This window comes from Glutamicibacter sp. AOP38-B1-38, from assembly GCF_052377485.1.
GTDB lineage: Bacteria > Actinomycetota > Actinomycetes > Actinomycetales > Micrococcaceae > Glutamicibacter.
This window is the reverse complement of sequence record NZ_JBQSWU010000006.1, coordinates 68,575-86,691: the sequence shown is the minus strand read 5'-3', so window position 1 is coordinate 86,691 and position 18,117 is coordinate 68,575. Positions and strand designations below refer to the sequence as shown.

The following is an 18,117-nucleotide window of genomic DNA, read 5'->3' as shown; positions in this document are numbered from 1 at the left end:
GGGGAATTCCTGCGCCACGCTTCAAGGACGGCGCCCCGAACTTCACCAACCGGCGCGCAGAAGCCACGGGCCTTCGGTTCGCGGCCACCTACTCGCTACCGATTCAGGAGTGAACAATGAAGCGATTACTCGCAGTGGCCGCAGTGGCCGCACTTTCCGCACTAGGTGCTGTCGCACCGGCCAGCGCGGCCCCGCCTGCTGGCGCGGTATGCCCAAGCTGGGACACCGGGCATATCGACGGTTCCGGCGGCGGAACGGCAACCATCATGGCCCCCGAGGGCATGGTCATTACTGCCGTCTGCGTCAAGGCAGGTTCGGCCAAACAAGGCAATGGACCCGAATACACATACTATGATCCGGGAGTTTCCAGCGTGACCATCTGGCATTCCTCGGGCAAGGATATTTCGCATTATTCGGTGATGTACTCGGACGGCGGCCCGATCAGCTAGCGTACGGATCTTCCTGCGATCTGCCAGTTCCCGCGCATTCCGTGCGTGGGAACTGGTTTTCCCGGTCGTACACGGCATTCCCGAGTGACTTCATCTATTCAGCTGGCGGGGCGGTGCACTGGGTAATCTGGAGCAACCGTCACACTGCTTGTGCCGCGAAGGCGCGCTCGCGCGGATGCTCGTGGTGGCGCATCTCCCGAGCCCGGTTGGCTCACCGCGTTGACCCGCAGCATTCCCCGCATGCCGCCTCTGGCTGGCTTTCGTACCTCCCGTCACCGCTTGGTTCGGATTTACGCAGTTTCACGGTGCCAGCAGCGAATCCGAACAGAGCCGGCGTTTCAAACAAGGCCTCCTCCCCCATGGAGCAACCTGACTATGGGTGAGCCAGAAAGTGTCCACGCACAAGCGCTACCCCTGGCGAGAGTCACCGCCGCCCGTCCAGCGATAACTAGCCTTAAACGACGCAGCGCACCTGTTCTCGCCGTATCGGTCTGAGCAGGTGCGCTGCGTTGCGTTGCGCAATAAGCCTACTTCGCGTTCTTTGCTTCCGCGGCCACCGCGGCGGCAACGGCCGGCATCACACGGTCGTCGATCGCCGAAGGAACGATGTAATCCGCGGCGAGGTCCTCGCCGACCAGATCGGCGATCGCGTGTGCCGCGGCCACCTTCATCGCCTCGGTGATCTTCTTGGCGCCCGAATCCAAGGCACCACGGAAGATCCCGGGGAAGGCCAGCACGTTGTTGATCTGGTTCGGGAAGTCGCTGCGTCCGGTGGCCACCACGGCCGCGTAGCGCTTGGCAACCTCCGGCATGATCTCCGGGGTGGGGTTCGACAGGGCGAAGATGATCGCGTTCTCGTTCATCTTGGCCACCGCTGACTCATCAAACTGCGAGGAGGACAGCCCGACAACGACGTCTGCTCCGTCCAATGCCTCGGCGAGGCCGCCCATGACGTCTTCACGGTTGGTGCGTGCCGCCAGTTCCGCCTTGACCGAGTTCAGGTCATCGCGGTCGCGGTGGATGGTGCCGCGCGAATCGAGCACGATCACATCATCAACGCCTGCCTGCAGCAGCAGGTTGGTGACCGCTACACCGGCCGACCCGGCACCCGAAACTACAACCTTCAGCGAGCTGATTTCTCGCTTGGTCTGGCGAGCAGCACCGATCAGGGCCGCCAGCACCACCACAGCGGTGCCGTGCTGGTCATCGTGCATGACCGGGCAATCCAGGGCTTCGATCAGACGCTTTTCAATTTCGAAGCAGCGCGGCGCCGAAATGTCTTCGAGGTTGACCGCGCCGAAGCTTGGGCGGAGGCGGATCACGGTTTCGACGATTTCATCTACGTCGGTGGTGTTCAGCACCAGCGGGATCGAATCCAAGCCGCCGAATTCCTTGAACAATGCGCTCTTGCCTTCCATCACCGGAAGCGATGCGGCGGCACCGATATCGCCGAGTCCGAGGACAGCGGTGCCGTCCGAAACGACGGCGACCAGGCGTGAGGCCCAGGTATGGGTGGCGTGCATGGCTGGGTCGTCGGCGATCGCGTGGGAAACCTTGGCTACGCCCGGGGTATAGGCAATGGAAAGATCGCGCTTGGAATTCAGTGGCATCTTCGACTGGACGGTGAGCTTGCCACCAAGATGGGCGTTGAAGATCTCTTCGTCGGTGATGGTCTTTAGGTCTTTGCTGGCTTCAATAGACATTGAAATACTCTACTTTCAAGAAAGTTCTGAATGACGAAAACGCAGTACCCACGAAACTTGTGGCATAGCGTAGGAACGCGCATGACCATTCATCCGACCGCAAAGGAACCCGAACCAACGCATTTAAGGTGGACATCAGGCTTCCATATACACAATTCCCGCGGCGTCGTTGCCAGGTAAGGCGAAACGCTCCGTCGCGGTGTGCCGGAAGATGGTTGGTCAGTACTTTCTTTAGACCTACTTTTTCCACCATACGGGAACCGCTGAACGTGGCACAACCCCCGTTCGTCGCATTCGGTTAATAATCGCTCGAAGATCCGGCAACCCGGCCCTTCATAGAAATCTATGCATCTAGCCGCTTCCTCGGGCAAGATGAATACATGGCATCACCTACTTCCGCCCTTGGCCGGGTTCGCACCTTTGAAGCGCTGGATGAGAAAACTACGCGGCGGCTGCATCGCGCCCTAGCGGAGTCCAGCGACACCACGGTCTTCGTCAATGGCACGGCACTGCAGCTGCCCAAGGACGCCCATGACGCGTTGCTTGAGGTGCTCAATCGATTCGCGGCAGGGGAGTCCGTCAGCGTCGGGACGACCGAACTATTGCTCAACACCTCGCAGGCCGCGCAGATGGCGGGAATCTCGAATTCCTACCTGCGCAAGTTGGCCGATTCGGGCATCATTCCGGTGGAGTATCGCGGAACGCACCGTCGCATTCGACCTAGCGACGTTCAAGCCTGGCTGGATCGGCGCCCGGCGGCGGGGTCCGAAAACAAGGAATAGCACCAAAGATAAGGCGCCGCTTCTTGTCATCTGGTAAATTTCCTGCTGGAATACCAAAGTAGCCTAATAGAAAACTTTGCTCGCATGCCACCGCATGCGAATTTGCTCTTCCCGTGATCCATGGGCAGATGCCGGTCGAGGAGGACCATGTCAACGAACCAGTCAGTCGACGCATTGCGCACGACGCACGAAACGCTTTTCTCCGAGAGAGCTGCGGGGATCAAGCAGTCCGCGGTTCGCGACGTCTTCGAGCTGTCGTTGGATCCTTCGCTGGTTTCGCTGGCCGGCGGCAACCCTTATCTCCAGGTACTGCCGCTTGAAAAGATTGGCGAAATCTCCAAGCGGATCATCACCGAACAGGGCCATGTCGCATTGCAGTACGGCTCGGGACTGGGTACTCCGGAATTGCGGTCGCAGATTCTTGAGGTCATGGCAGCCGAGGGAATTACCAACGTTTCGGTAGAAGACGTTGTCATCACCAACGGTTCGCAGTCGGCGCAGGACATGGCCTGCAAGGTCTTCTGCAACCCCGGCGACACGGTACTGTGCGAAGACCCTACCTACGTGGGCGCGCTGAACACCTTCGAGGCTTATCAGGTGAAGGCAGCCCCGGTGCTCACCGACGAAAACGGATTGGTTCCGCACGCGCTACGGACAAAGATCCAAGAATTGCGCGCGGCCGGCGAGAAGATCAAATTCCTCTACACCATCCCGAACTTCAACAACCCGTCTGGCATCACCCTGGCCGCGGAGCGGCGCCCGGAAATCGTGGACATCTGCCGCGAAGAAGGCGTGCTGATCCTTGAAGACAATCCTTACGGGATGCTGCGCTACGAGGGCGAAGCCGCCCCGACCCTGCGCAGCCTGGATGCGCAGAACGTCATCTATATGGGTTCCTTCTCCAAGATCCTCTCCCCCGGGCTGCGCATCGGCTGGGCCGCGGTACCAACTCACCTGTTCCGCCGTTTCTACCTCGCTGGCGAGGCGGTGGCACTGTGCCCGCCAACCCTCAATCAGATGATCATCAGCGCCTATCTCGAAGAGCATGACTGGCGCGGGCAAATCCAGACTTACAACGAGCTCTACCGTTCGCGGCGCGATGCAATGCTCGAAGCCCTGGCCACATATCTTCCGGCAGGGATCACCCATACGCACCCCGAGGGCGGATTCTTCATCTGGCTGACCCTTCCGGCCGGGATCGATACCTATGAGCTGTTGCAGGAAGGCGTCAAGGCTGGCGTGATCTTCATTCCCGGGGCAGCGTTCAGCTCCTCGGAATCGGCGCACCACAAGCTGCGCCTGGCCTTCTGTGCGGTGGATGAACAGACGATCACCGAGGGCGTGCGTCGCCTGTCGGCGCTGCTGGAAACCGAGATTTCGAAGCTGCAGAAGTAGCTGGATCCGCCGGGGCGCTAGGCGCTGGCGATGTCCAGCAAGGCTTGCTCCGTGGGGCTCAGCGAGTGGCTGCGCACCCATATCGCACGAAATTCACGGAGCAAGCTCGGCCCGTCAAAGGGGATCTCCACCAGTTTTCCGAGCCTCAGCTGGCTGTCGACGGCGAGCTGGCTCAGTACCGCCGGCCCCATGCCCGCGGCGACGCACTGGCAGATCGTTGAGTTGCTGTTGAACTCAGCGATCGGTTCGGGGCGTTCAACGTGGGCGATATAGTCCAGAAACGCCCGCGTACCAGAACCATCCTCGCGTTCGATCAGCGGCGTGCTCTGCAGCTCATGGAGACCGAGCGGCGTTGTGCGTTGGGCCCATGGGTGCGAGGGCGCGGTGACCACCACCATCTCATCGCTCCATACCTTGTGATTGCGCAGAGACTGCGGAACTTCTGGTGTCTCGACAAAGCCGAAGTTCATTTCTCCGTTTTGCACCGCCGAGATGACATCTTGCGAGTTCATGATCCGCATCCGTGGTTTGACCTTTGAAAACCTCCGGTGCAGCGTGCCGATCCACGTTGGCGCGAGGTATTCGGCCACGGTCATGCTGGCGCCGAATGCGAGCTCGGATTCTCCCGGCGTGGCGAGCGTGCGGGCGCCGGCAGCCAGGTTTTCCAGCGAGATGAGCACCTCGCGGGCCCACTGCACCGTGAGCACGCCCTCGGCTGTCAGCGTTGAGCCGGTGGTTTTCCGGATGACCAGCGGGTAGCCCAGGCGGCGCTCGAGGGTTTTCAGCGCCCGGGTGGCGTTAGGCTGCGCAATCCCGGTAGCCCGCGCCCCGGCGCTGAGGCTGCCGTGATCCGCGATGCCTACCAGCAAGGTCAGCGATGAGATCTGGATCCATTGGGCGATATCCTGCAAGACATTCGAATGCTGATCCATATCATGATCATATGCCCGTGATAGCGAATCAAGGAATACCGGCCGCAAGGCTCTCGTGAGAAGTTGAATATATGCCAAAGAACAGTCCGGCCCCAGGGATGAATGAGCAGCAACATGCCGCAGGCTCCGCCCCGCAGTCATCGGCGGCAAGCAAACTCCGAATGGTGCTCCCTGGTCTCGCGGCCTGCCTCGCCACCGGCCTGCTGTGCATATTCGCCAGCCAATTCCTCAACGGGCTCAGCGCGCTCTTGCTGGCGATCATCCTCGGCGCCGTGTGGCGCAATGTCGCACCGGTCCCGCAGGTGCTGGATCCGGGCGTAGCCATCGCTGCAAAACAACTCCTGCGTTTGGGCATCGTGCTGCTGGGTCTGCAGCTCTCGCTCGGGACGATTCTCGGCCTGGGCCCCGGAGTTCTGCTGGTAGTTTTCCTCTCCGTCTCCGTCACCTTTGCACTGACGTTGTGGATTGGCGGGAAGATGGACATGGAGCTACCTCAACGCCTGCTGATCGCCACCGGATTTTCGATTTGCGGCGCGGCTGCCGTTGCGGCGGCCGAAAACGTGACACGGGCCAAGCAGGCTCAAGTGGCCACCGCCATTGGCTTGGTCGTGCTTTTCGGAACGCTGATGATTCCTGCCATGCCGTTGCTCGGAGCCCTGCTGGGCCTGGACGATCGCAGCACCGGAATGCTCATCGGCGCTTCAACCCATGAGGTTGCTCAGGTTGTAGCCGCTGGCGGTTCGGTGAGCGCCGCGGCCCTGGCGGTGGCAGTGACCGTAAAGCTCGCACGCGTGGCCCTGCTGGCTCCGATCATCGCCGGGCTCGGTATTTACATGCGCCGCACGCACGCGGTGGAGAGCGGCAAGAAACCTCCGCTCGTGCCACTGTTCGTTCTGGGATTCATCGCCGCCATGCTATTGCGCACCACCGGGTTGCTCCCAGATTCCACACTCTCGATTGCGCAGAGCATCCAGACGCTGCTGCTCGCGGCCGCGATGTTTGCGCTCGGCCTTGGCGTGCACCTCCGCAGCATCGTGAAATCCGGTGGCCAAGCCTTGCTCCTGGGTTTGTTCGGCACGCTGATCATCGTCTGCGTCGCTGCTGGTGGAACCGTGCTCTTCCCGCCCGCCTAGGCCCGCGGCGCGGCCGGCTCCCCCCCCCCCCCCCCCCGAGCAGATCGCATCGGGCTTCCAGCGCCGCAGCGTCCGCCCATTGCCCAGCATACTTGCGGGCGGATGACGCCGATGATCTTGGCCGGCCGAGGCTAGTCCACCCGGCCGCCGAAGTCGCCTGCAATATCCTTCGCCGTCCGATACAAGACCGGGAGCATGGATTCGGAAATCTTCGCCGCGTCGGCACGGCCCGACTGCACCGACACGTTCAGCGCTCCGAGCAGCTGATTTCCACGGCGCACCGGCACCGCCAGCCCACGCAGCCCTTCGTCCAGCTCCTGGTTGACCAGCGACCAGCCCTGCTCGGCTACTCGATCCAGTTCCGCGCGCAGCTCCTCCAGGCTGCGCACCGTATGCTCGGTGTAGCTGCGCAGCTCGATGCCCTGCAGGAAGTCTTCGCGTTCACCGGCGGTCAGGTTCGCGATCAGCACGCGGCCCATCGAGGTGGCCCAGGCCGGGAGCCGGTTGCCAATCGAGACATTCATCTGATGCAGGCGCGGGGCCGAAACCCGTTCCACGTACAAGATGTCCTGGCCTTCGAGGACGCACAGGGAGGTGGTTTCGTCCAGCTCGCGAGCCAATCGCTGCAGGTGCGAAATCGCGGCCCGCGGCAAGGTGAGGCTCGACAGGTAGGAGGCCCCGACATCCAGCACGCGTGGAGTCTGCCGGTAGGTGTTCCCAACGACCGCGAGGTATCCCAGGTCAACGAGGGTGAGCAGGAACCTGCGGGCAGAGGCACGCGTCTGATCGGTAGCCGCTGCCACCTGGGAGACCGTCAGGGCCGAGTTTTCGCCTTTGAACGCAAGAAGCACCGCCAAGGTCTTCTCCGCTGACTTAACGTAATAGTCAGGCTGCTCCGCCACGATAGGGGTCCCCATTTTCACTCGGTTATCTTGCCGCCCGCATGCCTAGTGCCGGTCGAAACGATTGTGTTCGAATTGCGCTGCGAGGCGAACCGGGGCGTTAGGAGCCCCATAGCCATCGTAGCCGTCGCGGCGTTCCAGCACCTCGAAGAACATGTTGCCCACCGTGGCTGTGTAGAAATGCAGGAATTCTCCGTGCTCATCCCTGTCGTACAGCAGGTTCAGTTCCTTCAGCGTGGCCAGCGACCGCTCATCAATGCTGAAGCGAGCGGCTAGGTCCTCATAGTAGTTGGCCGGAACTTGCAGGAATTCCATCCCGGCACGCTGCGCCCGGCGCGCCAAGGCCACCACATCATCGGTATGCAAGGCAACGTGCTCGGGGTATTCATGGTGGCTTTCGATCGCCGCTTCGAGCCCCTTGGGCACGATATTCAGAGCCAGGCGCACGCAGCCATCGCCGGTGCGCAGCACCTGGGAGCGGACCAGGCCCATGGGGCTCGGCACCTCGGTTCCAGGCCTTGCCTGCAAATTCAGCACGCTGGTGTAGAACAGCACCGATTCGTCAAAAGCCTGCCACGGCTGGGCGAGGTTAATATGATCGATCCCGGTGATGCCGCCGTGGTGCGCTTCCTCCGGTGAATGGCGGTGCGCGCCGAATTCGGTTTCCCATATGCTTGTCCCGGCAACCGATCCGAAGAACACTTCGGTGGCATCCGGGGCCCTGAAGCCCGCGAGCTCCTGTTCGTCGCTGGTGTGGTGCCGCAACACCGGCTTGGCCAGCAAGTCGGTTGCGCGCGCACGCCCGGCGTCCGGGTCCGGGACCTGCACGCCGAGGCCGGATACGGTTGCGGTCACGCCGCGGCTGCGTTGCGAGTTGACGATGATTCTTGCGTTTCCGGCGCGCCAGAGCTGCACCGGCTTGCGCCGATGCTGGCCGAGGAACGCGAACCCCAGTTGGGCGAGCATTCCGGCGATCAGTTCCGGGTCTTCGGTGCGGATCTCGGCGAAGTCGAATCCGATGGCTTGCTGGACTCCGGGCAGTGCATCAAGTTCCAGCGGGTAGTCCTGCGCGGTAGCGCCGAGCAGTGCGGCCGTGCGGGCCTGCAGCCAGATCAGCGAACGCAGCCCGTCCACGGCCGTCCGCTCGACATTCGATTGCCTGAACACATCATTGAAGATTTCGAGGGAAACAATTCCGGAGTACCCCGAACGCACCAGGTGGCTCAGGAACGCATCCAGCTCGAAGCCGCCCTCACCGGGGAATACCCGGTAGTGGCGGGACCAGGACAAGATATCCATGGTCAGCACCGGGGCGTCCGCAAGCTGGACGAAGAAGATCTTCTCCCCCGGGATCCGGGCGATCTGCGCCGGATCGTCCCCGCGGGAAAGAATATGGAAGCTGTCGATGCACAGTCCCACATTTTCGCGGTCCACCAGCTTCACGATCTCCCACGAGTGCTGGTAGGTGTCCACATATTTGCCCCAGGCCAGCGCCTCGTAGGCGATGCGCACCCCGTAGCGTGCGGCCACATCCGCCAACCGGCGAATCTGCTCGGCGAACAGCCCGTCGTCATCGATGGTCGCCGTACCCACATTCGAGCAGAGCAGCATGAGATCCATGCCCAGCCGTTGCATGAGCTCGAACTTCGCTTCGGCACGGCGCAGATTTGCCAGCAGCACCTCTTCTTCCACGCCTTCGAAGTCACGGAAGGGCTGGAACAGGTCCAGGGTCAGGCCCAACCGGTGGGCAAGCGCCTTGACCTCCTCGGGAGACATCGGGCTGACGGTGAGGTCCTGTTCGAAGATCTCGATTCCGTCAAAACCTGCCTTGGCGCAGGCAAGCATCTTTTCTTCCAGCGTGCCCGAGAGGCACACCGTGGCGATCGAGGTGCGCATTAGAGTCCCGCTTCCAGCATCTCTAGCAGATGGGCGCGCATCCGAGCGGCGTCGGGGGTCAGCCCGGTGATGATGCCAAAGGCGTCCACCGCCTGGCCAACGGCCATATGCCCGCCGTCCAGCACCTCGCAGCCGAGGTCGCGGGCCGCGGTGATCAGCTCGGTGTCCACCGGGCGATAGACGCAGTCGGCAACCCAATGCCGGGAGCGGAGCCCGGAAATATCAAGTGGAAGTCCCGGGTGGTGATGCATTCCGATGGGGCTGGCGTTAAGCAGCCCGTCTGCCTGCGCCAGCAGCGCCGGTGCCTCTTCGGCGCTGGCCGGTGTGATGCTGGCCTGCGGAAAGTGGAGGGCCAGTTCCTTGGCTCGTTCGCTGGCCCGGGAGATATCCGGATCGACCAGGAATAGTTCCTTGACTCCCGCGTCGAGCAGCGCAAAGGCGACGGCAGCGCCGGCACCTCCGGCACCGAGCTGCAGCACCTTGTCCAGCTTGGCTCCGGGAAGCCCGGTGGCCAGCGCCCAGCCGAACCCGGAGGCATCGGTGTTGTAGCCGTGGAATTTTCCGTCCTTGATGAGCACCGTGTTGACCGCGCCGATGGCCTTGGCATTGTCGCTGATTTCATCCAGCTGCCCGATGACCAGCTGCTTGCATGGGTGGGTAATGTTGAAGGCGTTGAATCCCAGTTCGGCGCCGGACTTCAACAGCTGGCCGACATCTTCGGCAGGCCGGCCAAGCGCCGTCAGGTCGATCGGCCGGTACAGGTAGCGCACCGCGTGGGCGTCTGCTTCTCGTTCGTGCATGGGCGGGGTCAGCGAGGGCAGGACGCCGTCACCTATGAGTCCGACTAAAAATGACTGAGCAAGAGTACTCACCGAATTACCCAACTTTCCGTCATGCTTGACGCAGATATTGCCTCAGCTGTGATTTGCATCTACCCTATATCAACGTACACATTCCGTACAACTGTACGGATAGCGCACACTGTTTTTGATTTCAGCGTTCGCCCTTCAGCAAACAAAAGAGTTTTCCGATGCCATCCACACGTGAACCGTCGGCGTCCGAGGTGCCCGGCACCGGGAAACGCACACCCGTCAAGGCGGCCGTTGCCAGTTTCATGGGAAGCGCAGTTGAATACTACGACTTCTTCATCTTCGGCTCCGCCGCGGCGCTGATCTTCCCGCACATCTTCTTCCCCGACGCGGATGCCAATGCCTCGGTGATGTCTCTGGCCACCTTCGGCTTCGCCTACATCGCCCGGCCGATTGGCGCGGTCGTTCTCGGCCATTTCGGGGACCGCATCGGACGCCAGAAGGTGCTGATGTTCACCCTGGTGCTCATGGGCGCTTCGACCTTCGCGATCGGCTGCCTGCCGACCTTCGACCAGGTCGGTTGGCTCTCCCCCATCCTGCTGGTCCTCGCCCGGCTTTGCCAGGGCCTCTCGGCGGCCGGTGAGCAGGCCGGCGCCTCCTCGATGACGCTGGAGCACGCACCCGATCGCCGGCGCAGCTTCTTCACCTCCTGGACGCTCACCGGCACCCAGGGCGGACAGATCCTCGCGGCCCTGATCTTCATTCCCGTGGTGGCACTGCCCGATGACATCAAGTACGGCATCGGCTGGCGCATCCCGTTCTGGCTCTCCGCGGTAGTTGTCCTGGTAACCTTCTTCATCCGCCGCTCGCTGCACGAGACCCCGGAATTCGAAGAGGCGAAGAAGAACAACAACATTGCAAAGCTGCCGCTGGCGGTCCTGCTGAAGTTCCACTGGAAAGACGTCTTGCGCGTGGTGCTGTGCGCATTCATCGCCGCCGTGTCCACCGTGTATGGAACGCTTGCCATCTCCTACGGCAAGACCATCGGGAACATGGACGAGTCCATCACCCTATGGCTGGTCGTTGCCGGCAATATCGGCGCATTATTCACCCAGCCGCTGTTCGGCAAACTTGCAGATGCCATCGGCCGCAAGCCGGTCTTCGTCTATGGTGCAATCTCTTCGGCGGCCATTATGCCGTTCTACCTGCGCAGCATGGAAACTGACAATACGCTCTTGCAGTTCGTTCTCTCTGTGGCGGTCTTCTCCTGCGCCTATGCAGCGGCCAATGCCGTCTGGCCTAGCTTCTACGCCGAGATGTTCTCCTCCAAGGTGCGCTTCTCCGGCCTGGCCATCGGCACCCAGCTCGGCTTCCTCATGGCCGGCTTCGCGCCGTCCATCGTGGCGGCCATGGGCGGTCTGGAACCCGGCGGCTGGGTCAAGATCAGCCTCTTCACCGCCGGAATCGCGCTCATCGCGGCGATCTCGGCGATGACCGCCAAGGAAACCTACCGGGTGCCCACCGCGCAACTGGGCACCAGCCCGGAACTAGTGAAAAAGTAGCACTCGAAGGCAGCAATCATGCGAGGCCTGGCTCCCCGAAGAATGGGAGCCGGGCCTCGCTTTTTGCTGCGTCGAGCCACGCATCGGCGGCCTTCGGAAGCTTCGGCGAGCGCAAGGAGCTGACCGGAGGCCGCTGCACTGCCAACGCCTTCAACAGCGACGCACCGCGATGCAGCCGCGTGGTGACCTCGCGGGCCAGCAGCACCCTCGATGCTGCCCATCCCGCCAGCCATCGTTTCCGGCACGGTGGCTGGCGGCACTCACCGGGCGCTCCACCCGCCGTCCATGGCATAGGAGGTGCCGGTGACCATCCCCGCCTCATCCTGGGCCAGCCAGGACACCAAGGATGCCACCTCCTCGGGCTCCACCAGCCGCTTGACCGCCGCTTCGGTGAGCAAGATCTTCTCCACCACCTCGGACGGGGCGATGCCATGGTGTTGCGCCTGATCCTGGATCTGCTTCTCCACCAGGGCGGTGCGCACGTAGCCGGGGTTGACGCAGTTGCTCGTCACCCCGTGCTCGGCCCCCTCCAACGCGGTGACCTTGGATAGTCCTTCCAACCCGTGCTTGGCCGACACATAGGCGCTCTTGAACGCGCTGGCTCGATTGCCGTGCACGCTGGAGACATTGATGATGCGCCCAAAACCGCGCGCATACATTCCGGGCAGCGCCGCACGGATGAGCAGGAACGGGGATTCGAGCATCAGCCGGTGGATAAGCCGCCAGGCTTCGGGATCATATTCATGGATCGGCGCAACGCGTTGCACCCCGGCATTATTGATCAGAATGTCGGTATCCAAGCTGAGTTCTTCCAGCGCCTTCGTATCGGCTAAATCAACCGCCCAGGCCTTGCCGCCCAGCTCGTCTGCAGCCGCGCTGGCCGCCTGCTCGTTCAGATCCGCGACGGTGACAGCTGCCCCTTGGGCGCTCAGCCTTCTGGCACAGGCCAGCCCGATTCCCGAAGCGCCCCCGGTGATCAACGCGGTACGTCCGGACAATGCGCCGCTGGCCAGTCCGTGCTTCGTCTTTGTTTCAGTCATGTAGCTCAACCTTCCACGGTCGGTTGTGCGTTGAGTGATTCCAACGCACGGACAATAAATTCATCTTTTCTTCAGTCACCTCATCGGAGACTCCGGGACAGCGAAACCTGCACCCCGGGATACGCACCTCGGTGATTTTCATGCGGTGACTGCGGAGCGCGTCGGCAGAACCGGATCCGACCCGCCGGATGGCCTGAATCCGAGCAGGTTGCTGCGTGATGCGCGAAGACTAGTTGACGATCTCGGGCGGGGCGATGTCCTCGCCTGGCACGGTCTTCAGCAGTTCCGGGATCCACTGCTTGCCGTCCCCGGATAAGGCCACCCGGTACATGTTCTGCACCAGTCCATGATCCGAGGCGCGCACGGTGGCATCGCCCTGGGGACTTTCGAAGCTCCAGCCCTCCAAGGCGGTGACCATCTGCTCCACGTCGTCGCCGCCTTCGCCCACGGCCCGGGCTATCATCTGCCCTGCCACAAATCCATCCGGGGAGAACTGTCCGACTTCTTTGCCCGCTTCCACAACCGAGGAGATCATCTCTTTTTCGACGTCGGTGCCTGCCGCGCCCGGGAAGTAGTGGCTGAAGAAGGAGATCTTCTCGCTCGCGCCGCCGAAGGCGGCATAGCTTGCCGCCTCACCCAGCCCGGTGACGATGGGAGCAATGTCGAAGGCGCCCTGCCGGTCCAATGCCTGCCACATAGAATCTGAGGATGCTCCGGCCCAGGCCGCGTAGATGAGGTCGGGTTTGGCATCCACCAGCTGCCGGGCGAAGGCTGCGAAATCGGTGACGTCTTCGGGCACGAGAAGGTTGCTGACGTTGGCGCCCTGCAGTCCAAGGGCTGCTTCTGCCGCTGCGAGATGTCCCTGCCCGAACGTGTTGTCCTGGGCGAAAACGGTGATCTGCTTGCCGTTCAAGTCATTTAGGAAGGCGCCGGCGGTGGCCGCGTCCTGCATGGACTGGCCTCCGGAGCGGAAGGTGTATTTGTTGGCGCCGGAGATGGCATCCGAGACGGCCGGGCCGGAAATGTAGAGGACCTTGTCCCGGGCTGCCAGGTCGGCAAGTGTCAGGGCGATATCCGAAGAGGCGGTTCCGGCCAGAATCTTGTAGTCCTCGCCGATTAGCTCTCCGGCCACCGCGGCTGCCTGGTCCGGGTCGCCGCCGTCGTCGTGATAGGTGATGTTCAGTTCGAAGTTCCCCAGCTGGCCCGTACCATCGGTGGCGTAATCGAGTCCCGCTTGCAGGCCTTCGTAATAGGCGTCTCCCTCGGCAGCAAGCGGGCCGGTCTTGGAGTAGATGATCCCAACGTTCACCGAGTCTTCGACTGCCCCGGGCTCACCCCCGTCGGTGTTCCCGGTTTCCGCGGTGGGCGCGCAGGCCGTCAAGGCCAGTGCCCCGCCGAGGGACAGCGCAGCCAAAACCTTGCCGGTTCGATTCACGAGTGACGCCTTTCCTCGTGGGGCTCCGCTAATAGCAGCTGGCCCCGAAGCCAGATTGTGCGGTGCGCGTTTGCACCAAACCCGAACCGCGATTCTGGTTACAATCCCAAACTATGGCGACCTCTCGAAGGAGTCAACGGATCCGATGCGCGGAAACCGTAAAAAGGTGTGCGCTTTTGCAAAGCCGTCGTGCGCGGCGGCACCCGGTGATGCCTGTGATTTCAGGACCTAGGAATCGACCAGCCCGCGCCCCACGATCAGCTGCATAATCTCATTTGTGCCTTCCAGGATCTGATGCACGCGCAGATCACGGACGATCTTTTCCAGCCCGTACTCGCTGAGGTAGCCATAACCGCCATGCAATTGGATCGCGGTATTGGCCGCGTTGAACCCGGCATCGGTAGCCACCTTCTTCGCCATCGCGCACAGCCGCAGCGCGTCGGAAGTTTGTGCGTCCAGGGCTGCCGCTGCCCGGCGCAGCAGCGTGCGCGCCGCTTCCAATTCCATATCCATATCGGCAAGCTTGAAGACCAGCGCCTCCTGGCGCGTGAGCGGACCGCCAAAGGCCTCGCGCTCCTTGAGGTAGGCCACGGATTTCTCCAGGGCCAGCTGCCCGCCGCCGATCGAGCAGGCACCGATATTCAGCCGGCCACCATTGAGCCCGCGCATCGCTATGGAGAAACCATCGCCTTCGGCACCTAGCAGGTTGCCGGCGGGGATCCGCACGTCTTGCATGATGACCTGACGGGTAGGTTGCGCATTCCAGCCCATCTTCTTTTCCTTGGCCCCGAAAGACAATCCCGGCGCATCGGCGGGCAGCAAGAAAGCGCTGATCCCCCGCCCGCCCGTATCGGCCGTGCGGGCCATCACCAGATAGAGCGCGGATGAACCCGCGCCGGAGATGAACTGCTTGACCCCGTTGAGCACATATTCATCGCCGTCCCGGACCGCACTGGTAGTCAGCGCCGCAGCGTCCGATCCGGTCCCGGGTTCGGTCAGGCAATAGGATCCCAGATCCTGCATCGCCACCATGCCCGGCAGCCACTGGGCTCGTTGCGCCTCGGTGCCGAAGCTGTCGATCATCCACACCACCATATTGTGGATGGAGATATAGGCCGCAATGGTGGGACAAGCCTTGGATAGTTCTTCGAAGATCAGCACCGCGTCGCTGCGGCTCAGCCCGGACCCGCCATAGGCTTCGCTGACGTAGATGCCGCCCATCCCCAATTCGCCGGCTTCGGCGAGCACATCGACGGGGAAATGCTGCTTCTCGTCCCACTCGAGGGCATGCGGAGCGATTTTCTCCGTAGCAAATTCGCGGACTGCCTCCACCAGCTCACGTTGCTCCTCATTTAGTCCAAACATCACTAACCCCTATCTGACCACCGCTACTTGTGACCCACACTACAGCCATTGCGAAGAGTTTAGGATGCCAGCAGCGGGCGGGAATTCCGAGAACTGCGCTCGAAATGCGACGCATGGCCCGTGGGTCAAAGAACTCGCCTCGCGCCGCCCAAAGCGGTTCCAGCGAACGCCCCATTTGTCACAGTGCGCGGTTCCGCCTCGGTTCTCGGCCATACTTGGACTTATGGATTCCGCCTCTACTGACCCGAATATGCAGCCGGTGACGCCGCGACGTGCCGCAAGCGTCCTGATGATCCGCGAGGGAAACGAAGGCCTGGAGGTCTTCATCCAACACCGGGTTTCCACCATGGACTTCGCAGCTGGCATGGTTGTCTACCCCGGCGGCCGGGTCGATGCTCAAGATCTGGCCGAGGCGCAAGCGGGGAATATTCCGTTAGCGCTGGCCATCGAGCACGCACGGCTTTGGGAAGACTCCTCCATCTGGGAAGACGGAGAAGAGCAGGCCATCCTCGATGCGGCAACCCTGCTGGCCGCCGCGCGCCGCGAGATCTTCGAAGAGACCGGGGCGCGCTTGGACGTGAGCCAGCTGCGTCCTTGGGCGAATTGGATCACGCCTCCGGATAATCCCAAACGCTTCGACACCTTTTTCTACGTGGCTCAGGTGCAGCCCGGACAGGCCCCCGTGCACCAGACCACCGAGGCCTCAAACTCCGAATGGATCCAGCCCGCCGTGCTGTTCTCCGCCTACGAGCGCGGCGAGCTGGGCTTGATGACCCCCACCCGCACAACTCTGCGCAACCTCGCAGCACTTGAAACCGTTGATGCCGCCATGAGCTCGCAAACTCCCATCGTCACGGTCCGGCCCCAGCGCATGCCACCGGCCGCGGATTCCAAGAAGGAACGCACCCTCTAGCCGCACCAGGCCCGGTACCCCTTGGCTGGTGCAGCAGCACTGCCCGAACCCCCGGGCGACTGGGCAGGAGTCCGGTTTCCACAAGCTCCCCCGGGAATTCTCACACGCCGATATTGCCTACCGGATTCCTTGCAGAGCGCATATGCCTGGTCGTCGAGGTCCTGAGGCTCCGCGTCGGGTCCACTCGCCATGAACGCCGGCGAACACCCGGCATCGCTCCGGGGCGCCTTGGCCATTCGAAGGATCCTTGGCAATCCCTAGAAGGGGTACTGCTTATCGGTGCTCTGCACCCCGATCCAATGGTCGGTGGTGAATTCCTCGATAGCCCACTCACCGTTAAAGCGGCCCAACCCGGAGTTCTTCTCCCCGCCGAACATCACATGTGGTTCATCATTCACGGTGATGTCATTGAGGTGAGTCATTCCCGCCTTGATCCCGCGGGCAAAGCGCACACCCTTCTCAATATCGGTGGTGAATACCGCGCTGGATAATCCGAATTCGGTGTCATTTGCCAGTTCGAGCGCATGCGCCTCATCTTCGGCCCTAGTGATGCCAACCACCGGGCCGAAGATCTCCTCACGGAACAGTTCCATCTCACTGGTGACATCGGCGAAAACATGCGGCGGCACTACGCGGCCGACGACCTCGCCGGAGAGCACCTCGCGGGCCCCCTCGCTTCGAGCCTGCGCGATCTTTCCCTGCACGCTGGCCAGCTGCGCGTCGTTGATAATTGGCCCCACCACATTTGCGGGCTCCGCCGCATCACCGTACTTGATGGTGGCTGCATGGGCGGCGAACTCCTCGACGAACCGGTCATAGACCGGGGCTTGAACGATGATTCGGTTGATTGCCATGCAGATCTGCCCCTGATGCAGGAACTTGCCCATGGCAGCGGCGCGGACCGCTTGTTCGAGGTTGGCGTCGGCGAGCACCACAAATGGTGCGTTGCCACCAAGTTCCAGCGCGACCCGCTTCATATGCTTGCCCGAAACGGCGAGCTTGCCGACGTTTTTCCCCACCGGGGTGGAGCCGGTGAAGGAAATCAGCGAAGGGACGCTGTGCGCCACAAAGTGGTCCCCGATTTCGGAACCCGAACCAACAACCACGCTGAACACGCCGCGCGGGATTCCGGCCGCTTCGAAGGCCTTGGCCAGCACCAGCGCGCCAGCCAGCGGGGTATCGCTGGCCGGTTTGAGCACCACCGAGTTGCCCAGCGCCAGCGCAGGGGCCACCGAGCGCTGGGAAAGCAGCATCGGGAAGTTCCACGGGCTAATCACGCCCACCACGCCCACCGGTTCGCGGTAAACACGGTTTTCCTTGCCCGCACTGTTCGACGGCAGGATCTGGCCGTGCACCCGGGTCGGGAAGGTGGCGGCCTCACGCGTTGCGGCGATCGTGCCAGATACCTCCACGTTCGCCTTGAGCACCGATGAACCGGATTCGGCCACTAGCAGCGCAACCAGGTCATCGTAGTTGGCTTGCAGATAGTCCGCAGCCTTGGTGAGCACCGCAGCACGTTTTGCCGGAATGAGCGCAGCCCAGTCGCGTTGGGCTTGGGCCGCGCTCGCATAAGCCTCGTCCACATCCTCGCTGGAAGCCTGGCGGATTTCTGCCAGCACCGCGTCGTCGAAGGGGTTGCGGGTGACCAGAACGGAAGAACTGCGCCCCTCGCGCCATTTCCCGGCGATGAAAAGTTGCGCCGGAAGCTGGTCAAGGAAAGCTGGTCGGCTGGATACGGCCTGGTTGGTCATGGATCTTCCTTCCCACAGTGCGGCGCTTCGCGCCACAGCGAATCGAGCTC

15 protein-coding genes are annotated in these 18,117 nt (G+C 62.3%); 6 read left to right on the top strand and 9 right to left on the bottom strand.

Going from position 1 to position 18,117, the window contains the following annotated elements; genetic code table 11:
* Positions 1-116 precede the first annotated feature (116 nt).
* Positions 117-449, top strand: a complete 333-nt coding sequence (locus tag ACT3TP_RS05180; protein WP_444619710.1) for a hypothetical protein — start codon at positions 117-119, stop codon at positions 447-449.
* A gap of 527 nt (positions 450-976) precedes the next feature.
* On the opposite strand, the gene ACT3TP_RS05175 is transcribed toward ACT3TP_RS05180, so the two are convergent.
* Positions 977-2,152, bottom strand: coding sequence for an NAD(P)-dependent malic enzyme (locus ACT3TP_RS05175; RefSeq protein WP_444619708.1), 1,176 nt, complete (start codon positions 2,150-2,152; stop codon positions 977-979).
* Between the two features lie 380 nt (positions 2,153-2,532).
* On the opposite strand from ACT3TP_RS05175, the gene ACT3TP_RS05170 reads away from it, so the two are divergent.
* Together ACT3TP_RS05170 and ACT3TP_RS05165 are read left to right on the top strand one after the other, a co-directional pair.
* A complete protein-coding gene (locus ACT3TP_RS05170; protein ID WP_444619706.1) occupies positions 2,533-2,934 on the top strand; it encodes a helix-turn-helix domain-containing protein in 402 nt (133 codons plus the stop codon).
* Positions 2,935-3,081: 147 nt separating this feature from the next.
* Complete coding sequence (locus ACT3TP_RS05165) at positions 3,082-4,329, top strand: aminotransferase-like domain-containing protein (RefSeq protein ID WP_444619704.1); 1,248 nt, start codon at positions 3,082-3,084, stop codon at positions 4,327-4,329.
* 17 nt (positions 4,330-4,346) lie between these two features.
* Here ACT3TP_RS05165 and ACT3TP_RS05160 read toward each other — a convergent pair whose 3' ends face one another.
* A complete protein-coding gene (locus ACT3TP_RS05160; protein WP_444619702.1) occupies positions 4,347-5,261 on the bottom strand; it encodes a LysR family transcriptional regulator in 915 nt (304 codons plus the stop codon).
* 71 nt (positions 5,262-5,332) lie between these two features.
* Between ACT3TP_RS05160 and ACT3TP_RS05155 the strand changes: the two genes are divergently transcribed.
* On the top strand, positions 5,333-6,394 hold the full coding sequence (locus ACT3TP_RS05155) for a YeiH family protein (RefSeq protein WP_444619700.1): 1,062 nt from the start codon (positions 5,333-5,335) through the stop codon (positions 6,392-6,394).
* Between the two features lie 131 nt (positions 6,395-6,525).
* Here ACT3TP_RS05155 and ACT3TP_RS05150 read toward each other — a convergent pair whose 3' ends face one another.
* From ACT3TP_RS05150 to ACT3TP_RS05140, 3 genes are read right to left on the bottom strand one after another with little or no spacing between them, the layout of a single operon-like run.
* On the bottom strand, positions 6,526-7,311 hold the full coding sequence (locus ACT3TP_RS05150) for an IclR family transcriptional regulator domain-containing protein (protein ID WP_444619698.1): 786 nt from the start codon (positions 7,309-7,311) through the stop codon (positions 6,526-6,528).
* A gap of 30 nt (positions 7,312-7,341) precedes the next feature.
* Positions 7,342-9,192, bottom strand: coding sequence for a bifunctional sugar phosphate isomerase/epimerase/4-hydroxyphenylpyruvate dioxygenase family protein (locus tag ACT3TP_RS05145; RefSeq protein ID WP_444619696.1), 1,851 nt, complete (start codon positions 9,190-9,192; stop codon positions 7,342-7,344).
* Complete coding sequence (locus ACT3TP_RS05140; RefSeq protein WP_444619694.1) at positions 9,192-10,064, bottom strand: shikimate dehydrogenase; 873 nt, start codon at positions 10,062-10,064, stop codon at positions 9,192-9,194. The genes ACT3TP_RS05145 and ACT3TP_RS05140 overlap by 1 nt, the downstream gene beginning before the upstream one ends.
* A gap of 158 nt (positions 10,065-10,222) precedes the next feature.
* Here ACT3TP_RS05140 and ACT3TP_RS05135 point away from each other — a divergent pair, with 158 nt between their 5' ends.
* Positions 10,223-11,563: an MFS transporter gene (locus tag ACT3TP_RS05135; protein WP_444619692.1), complete on the top strand. Its 1,341-nt coding sequence runs from the start codon at positions 10,223-10,225 to the stop codon at positions 11,561-11,563.
* Positions 11,564-11,823: 260 nt separating this feature from the next.
* On the opposite strand, the gene ACT3TP_RS05130 is transcribed toward ACT3TP_RS05135, so the two are convergent.
* The 3 genes from ACT3TP_RS05130 to ACT3TP_RS05120 form a co-directional block, all read right to left on the bottom strand.
* Entirely contained in the window at positions 11,824-12,603 is a 780-nt protein-coding gene (locus tag ACT3TP_RS05130; protein ID WP_444619690.1) for a 3-hydroxybutyrate dehydrogenase, read from the bottom strand.
* 229 nt (positions 12,604-12,832) lie between these two features.
* Complete coding sequence (locus ACT3TP_RS05125) at positions 12,833-14,038, bottom strand: ABC transporter substrate-binding protein (RefSeq protein WP_444619688.1); 1,206 nt, start codon at positions 14,036-14,038, stop codon at positions 12,833-12,835.
* Between the two features lie 228 nt (positions 14,039-14,266).
* Positions 14,267-15,403 (bottom strand): acyl-CoA dehydrogenase family protein, encoded by a 1,137-nt coding sequence (locus ACT3TP_RS05120; RefSeq protein ID WP_096286824.1) that lies wholly within the window; start codon positions 15,401-15,403, stop codon positions 14,267-14,269.
* A 223-nt stretch (positions 15,404-15,626) separates the two neighbouring features.
* Here ACT3TP_RS05120 and ACT3TP_RS05115 point away from each other — a divergent pair, with 223 nt between their 5' ends.
* Positions 15,627-16,316 (top strand): NUDIX hydrolase, encoded by a 690-nt coding sequence (locus tag ACT3TP_RS05115; protein WP_096286826.1) that lies wholly within the window; start codon positions 15,627-15,629, stop codon positions 16,314-16,316.
* A 257-nt stretch (positions 16,317-16,573) separates the two neighbouring features.
* Here the strand turns inward: ACT3TP_RS05115 and ACT3TP_RS05110 are convergent, their stop codons facing one another.
* Positions 16,574-18,067, bottom strand: coding sequence for an aldehyde dehydrogenase family protein (locus ACT3TP_RS05110; RefSeq protein WP_444619685.1), 1,494 nt, complete (start codon positions 18,065-18,067; stop codon positions 16,574-16,576).
* Positions 18,068-18,117: the final 50 nt, after the last annotated feature.

Excerpts from the sequence above, each read along its gene's own strand:
- ACT3TP_RS05155 (WP_444619700.1), top strand. The coding sequence starts at position 5,333 with ATGCCAAAGAACAGTCCGGCCCCAGGGATGAATGAGCAGCAACATGCC.
- ACT3TP_RS05150 (WP_444619698.1), bottom strand. The coding sequence starts at position 7,311 with ATGGGGACCCCTATCGTGGCGGAGCAGCCTGACTATTACGTTAAGTCA.
- ACT3TP_RS05130 (WP_444619690.1), bottom strand. The coding sequence starts at position 12,603 with ATGACTGAAACAAAGACGAAGCACGGACTGGCCAGCGGCGCATTGTCC.
- ACT3TP_RS05180 (WP_444619710.1), top strand. The coding sequence starts at position 117 with ATGAAGCGATTACTCGCAGTGGCCGCAGTGGCCGCACTTTCCGCACTA.
- ACT3TP_RS05165 (WP_444619704.1), top strand. The coding sequence starts at position 3,082 with ATGTCAACGAACCAGTCAGTCGACGCATTGCGCACGACGCACGAAACG.
- ACT3TP_RS05115 (WP_096286826.1), top strand. The coding sequence starts at position 15,627 with ATGGATTCCGCCTCTACTGACCCGAATATGCAGCCGGTGACGCCGCGA.
- ACT3TP_RS05175 (WP_444619708.1), bottom strand. The coding sequence starts at position 2,152 with ATGTCTATTGAAGCCAGCAAAGACCTAAAGACCATCACCGACGAAGAG.
- ACT3TP_RS05120 (WP_096286824.1), bottom strand. The coding sequence starts at position 15,403 with ATGTTTGGACTAAATGAGGAGCAACGTGAGCTGGTGGAGGCAGTCCGC.
- ACT3TP_RS05145 (WP_444619696.1), bottom strand. The coding sequence starts at position 9,192 with ATGCGCACCTCGATCGCCACGGTGTGCCTCTCGGGCACGCTGGAAGAA.
- ACT3TP_RS05160 (WP_444619702.1), bottom strand. The coding sequence starts at position 5,261 with ATGGATCAGCATTCGAATGTCTTGCAGGATATCGCCCAATGGATCCAG.
- ACT3TP_RS05170 (WP_444619706.1), top strand. The coding sequence starts at position 2,533 with ATGGCATCACCTACTTCCGCCCTTGGCCGGGTTCGCACCTTTGAAGCG.
- ACT3TP_RS05110 (WP_444619685.1), bottom strand. The coding sequence starts at position 18,067 with ATGACCAACCAGGCCGTATCCAGCCGACCAGCTTTCCTTGACCAGCTT.
- ACT3TP_RS05135 (WP_444619692.1), top strand. The coding sequence starts at position 10,223 with ATGCCATCCACACGTGAACCGTCGGCGTCCGAGGTGCCCGGCACCGGG.